Source organism: Micromonospora sp. ATA51, from assembly GCF_016802855.1.
GTDB lineage: Bacteria > Actinomycetota > Actinomycetes > Mycobacteriales > Micromonosporaceae > Micromonospora > Micromonospora sicca.
The window spans coordinates 1-3,882 of record NZ_JAEVHJ010000463.1 but is presented as its reverse complement, the minus strand read 5'-3'; the positions used below and the strand labels follow the sequence as shown (position 1 = coordinate 3,882).

Genomic DNA, 3,882 nt, shown 5'->3' with positions numbered 1-3,882 from the left:
ATCTCTTCACGATCAGCCAGGGTCAACATCGCACGCACGGCGGAACATCCTGTCCCACCGAACCGCCAAGATCAAATGCTACGACCGGCTGAACCTGCCACCTACTCGGAGGGATCGTCGGCGTCGCTCTTATCCGGACGTCAACTCACCGATGGCGGCCGGGGCCCCGGTCCCTCGGTCCCGCCCTCCCGACCACCCGGCTGGCCCGGGGCCGGTTGGTCCGAACCCGGCTGCCCGGGGGCCGGCGGGGCCGGCGGCTGCCACGGACCGGGCTCGGCGGGGTGGGCCGAGGCCGGCGGATAGCCGGGCTGGCCGCCGGGGTACGGCTGCCCCGGGTACGGCTGCCCCGGGTACGGGGTGCCGGGCAGCGGCGGTTCCCAGGCCTGCTGCGGCTTACGGAAGAACTCGTTGGCCTTCGGCAGCGCCAGCAGGATCAGGGCGACCAGCAGGGCGAGCAGGCCGAGGACCCCGAGCAGCGTGGTGACCGGGCCGTACCAGGAGGGCAGTGCGTCGTTCAGCCGGCGCTGGATCTCCTCGCCGCTCGGCATGTCGCCGGTGCTGCCGCCGCTGGTCAGCCCACCGGCCGCGTTGTTCACCAGGCTGCCGCCGGTGCAGCAGATCAGGATGCCGCCGAGCACCCAGGTGGTGATCCGGGCGCCGTTCTTGCCACGGTTGTTCAGCAGCGCGAGGACGACCATCCCGATGGCCAGCAGCAGGGTCAGCACGCCCAGCCCGATGCCGAAGCCGTAGGCGAGGTCGCCGGCCTGCTCGGCGGCGGTGCCGCGGTAGGCGTCCCGCAGGACGTCCCGGATGGTGCCGATGGTGGAGATCGTCAGGATCAGGTTCACCACCTGGATGACGGCGAACAGGATGAGCAGCCAACTGGATATCGTCACCAGGCCCGGACGGGCGCGGGTGGGCGTGCCATGGGCATCGACCATGGTTCTCCTTCCCTAGATCACCCGCACACCGTAACCAGGCCCGGCCACCGCGGCACGCCACGCCGGGCGGAAACCTTCGACGCGGGGCGTGGATCAGCCGGCGAACTCCGGTGCCTGCCCGCAGAGCCGGCTGTGCTCGGCGGTCACCACGCCGAGGAGGAAGAGGTCGACGGCGAGGGCGGAGACCGCCCCGAACTGGTTGACGGTGAAGTTGAAGATCTGCCCGAACAGCAGGTCCACCAGGAGCGCCAGCTTGAACAGCCGGAACGCGTCGGCCCGGTCCCGGCGCAACCGCAGCGCCGCCCGTACGCTCAGCACGGCGGTGATCAGCGCGGCGACCGACGTCCCCAGCACCGCGCCCCACTCCCGCTGCTGGTCCAGCTCGCCGGTGACGCCGGCGAGCAGCACGGCCGCCACGGTGACCACCGGCTCCACCACCAGGTAGACCACCACCGGGTAGACCAGCCACCGGCGGGCGGTCAGCCAGGCGACGACCCGACGGGAACGGGTGATCCAGCGCTGCCAGAACCGGACCGGTGGCGGCTCGCGGCGCGGTACCGCGTCGAGCAGCCGGGCCACGGCCGCCTCGGCCGCCGGGCCCGATCCGCGGGCCAGCCGCAGCACCGCCGCCCGCCGCCGGTCGGTGAGCCCGCCCGGCAGCCCGCCCAGCACCAGGTCCAGCGCGTTCGCGGTGCGCTCGGCGGGAGTCAACCGGACCCGGCCACGGACCGCCTGGGTGAGCACGACCAGCAGGGCGAACGCGCCGTAGATGATGCCGGCGGCCGGGGCGTAGAAGTAGTCGGTCCGGGCGGTGACGAGCTTGCCCACCTCGTCGATGAAGAGCCCGAAGCCGACGCCGCCCACGATCGCGCCGGCCGTCCGGGGCCCACTTCCGAGGAAGACCAGCGCGATCCCGAGGCCGACCGCCATCAGCAGGCCGCCCCAGAGCACGTGCGCGATGTGCAGGCCACCCCCGCCGAGTTGCGGATAGCCCGTGGCCTGGAGGTACGCCCGGGTGAGCAGCACGGTGACCACCCCGGAGAGCACGAACGCCTCGAGGTACGCGGCCGCCTCCACCGACCGGGTCGGCACCCGGTTGCGGAGCCACTCGACGCCCGGCGGTCTACGGCGGCGACGCGACAACCGGGGCGACATGCCCCGAACCTAGTAGCCGCGCCACTCCGCGCGGGCGTACTCCAGCACCCTGGGCTGCAACAAGGTGGAGGCGGGCACATCCATCCGGCCCCGGTCGGCGGGGAAGGTCGCCGCGGCGCGCAGCACCTCCGGGGTGAGGAAGCGCAGCGGCGGGGCGTCGGCCGGCAGGTCCAGCACCGGCGGGGTGCTCCCCGGCGCGGCCAGCACGAACCCCCAGTCACCGAAGCTCGGCACGTCCACGTGGTACGGCACGGTGGCGAAGCCGGCCTCCCGGACGGACCGCTCGATCGACCAGTACGACCGGGGCGCGAAGTAGGGGGACCCGGACTGCACCACCAGCCGCCCACCGTCGGCGAGCACCGAGCGGATCAGCGCGTAGAACTCGACGGTGTAGAGCTTCGCGGTGGCCGTCTCGTCCGGGTCGGGCAGGTCGGCCACCACCACGTCGAAGCGTTCCGTGGCGGTGCGCAGCCAGCCGAACGCGTCGACGTTGAGCACCCGGACCCGGGGGTCGGCGAACGAGTTCCGGTTCAGCTCGCGCAGCTGCGGCTCGCTGCGCGCCAGCCGCACCACCGCCGGGTCGAGGTCGACCACGGTCACCCGGCGCACGTCCGGATACTTCAGGATCTCCCGGAGCGCGAGCCCGTCGCCGGCGCCGAGCACCAGCACCTCGCCGCGCGGCCCGCGCAGGGCCGGGTGCACCAGCGACTCGTGGTAGCGGTACTCATCGACGGAGCTGAACTGGAGGTCGCCGTTGAGGAAGAGCCGCAGGTCGGTGTCGGCGTGGCCGGCCTCGCGCACCGACCGGGTGAGCACGATCTCCTGGTAGCGGCTGCGCTCGGCGTGCACCACCGGGTCCCGGTACAGCTGCTGCCGGGCGGTCAGCTCGAAGTCGGCGGCGGTGATCCAGGCGTACCCCAGGCAGAGGGCGACCACGACGGAGCCGGCGCCGAGCGCGAGCCGCGCCCGACGGCTCAACTCCCGGCGAAAGACCGTGCAGACCAGCGCGAGGCCGGCCACCGCGTTCACCACGCCGACCACCAGGGCGCCCCTGAGCTGGCCGAAGACCGGCATCAGCAGGAACGGGAAGGCCAGCCCACCGAGCAGCGCGCCGACGTAGTCGGCGGCGAAGAGGTCGGCCACCGCGCTGCCGGCGGACTGCTCGCGGATGCGTTGCAGCATGACCATCAGCAGCGGGATCTCCGCGCCGATCAGCAGGCCGAGCACGAAGGCGGTGCCGACCAGCGCCGGGCCGTAGAGGTCGAGCCAGGCGAACGCGGCGTAGAGGCCGAGCACGGAGAGCCCGCCGAGCAGCGCGAGGGTCAGCTCGATCGCGGCGAACGCGGCCGCGGCCCGGGACTGCAACGGCTTGGCGACGAGCGCGCCGACGCCCATCGCGAAGACCATCACGCCGAGCACGATCGACGCCTGCCCGACCGCGTCACCGATCAGGTAGCTGCCGAGCGCGACCAGCGCCAGCTCGTAGACCAGGCCGCAGGCCGCGCAGACGAAGACCGCGAGCAGGACCGCCGCGCGGGCGACCCGCCAGCCCGGCTGCGCCGGCACGTCGGTGGTCACGCCTTTTCCCCGGTACGCCCGGCGGCTTCCGCCCCGGCGCGCTGCGCGGGCGCGGCGCCCCGGAGCTGCCGGCGGCGCTGCACCACGCCCACGGCGACGAAGAGCGCGGCGAGCAGGAGGAGCCCCACGGTGGCGAGCAGCGAGCCCCAGCGGTCCCGCCAGAAGTCGTTGCCCGGCGGCCGGCAGCGGGCTGGCGCGGCGGCCGGGC

At 73.6% G+C, this 3,882-nt stretch carries 3 protein-coding genes and 1 pseudogene; all 4 read right to left on the bottom strand.

Annotation, left to right across the window (positions count from 1 at the left end):
* Positions 1-140 precede the first annotated feature (140 nt).
* Positions 141-941 carry a hypothetical protein gene (locus JNW87_RS35945; protein WP_238455231.1) on the bottom strand — a complete coding sequence of 267 codons (801 nt, stop codon included), beginning with the start codon at positions 939-941 and terminating at the stop codon, positions 141-143.
* A 93-nt stretch (positions 942-1,034) separates the two neighbouring features.
* Positions 1,035-2,033, bottom strand: coding sequence for a hypothetical protein (locus tag JNW87_RS35940; RefSeq protein ID WP_201749501.1), 999 nt, complete (start codon positions 2,031-2,033; stop codon positions 1,035-1,037).
* Between the two features lie 72 nt (positions 2,034-2,105).
* Complete coding sequence (locus tag JNW87_RS35935; protein WP_238455230.1) at positions 2,106-3,674, bottom strand: polyamine aminopropyltransferase; 1,569 nt, start codon at positions 3,672-3,674, stop codon at positions 2,106-2,108.
* A pseudogene (locus JNW87_RS35930) lies at positions 3,671-3,882 on the bottom strand (hypothetical protein); the annotation flags it as partial. The pseudogene JNW87_RS35930 and the gene JNW87_RS35935, both read right to left, overlap by 4 nt.

Excerpts from the sequence above, each read along its gene's own strand:
- JNW87_RS35945 (WP_238455231.1), bottom strand. The coding sequence starts at position 941 with ATGGTCGATGCCCATGGCACGCCCACCCGCGCCCGTCCGGGCCTGGTG.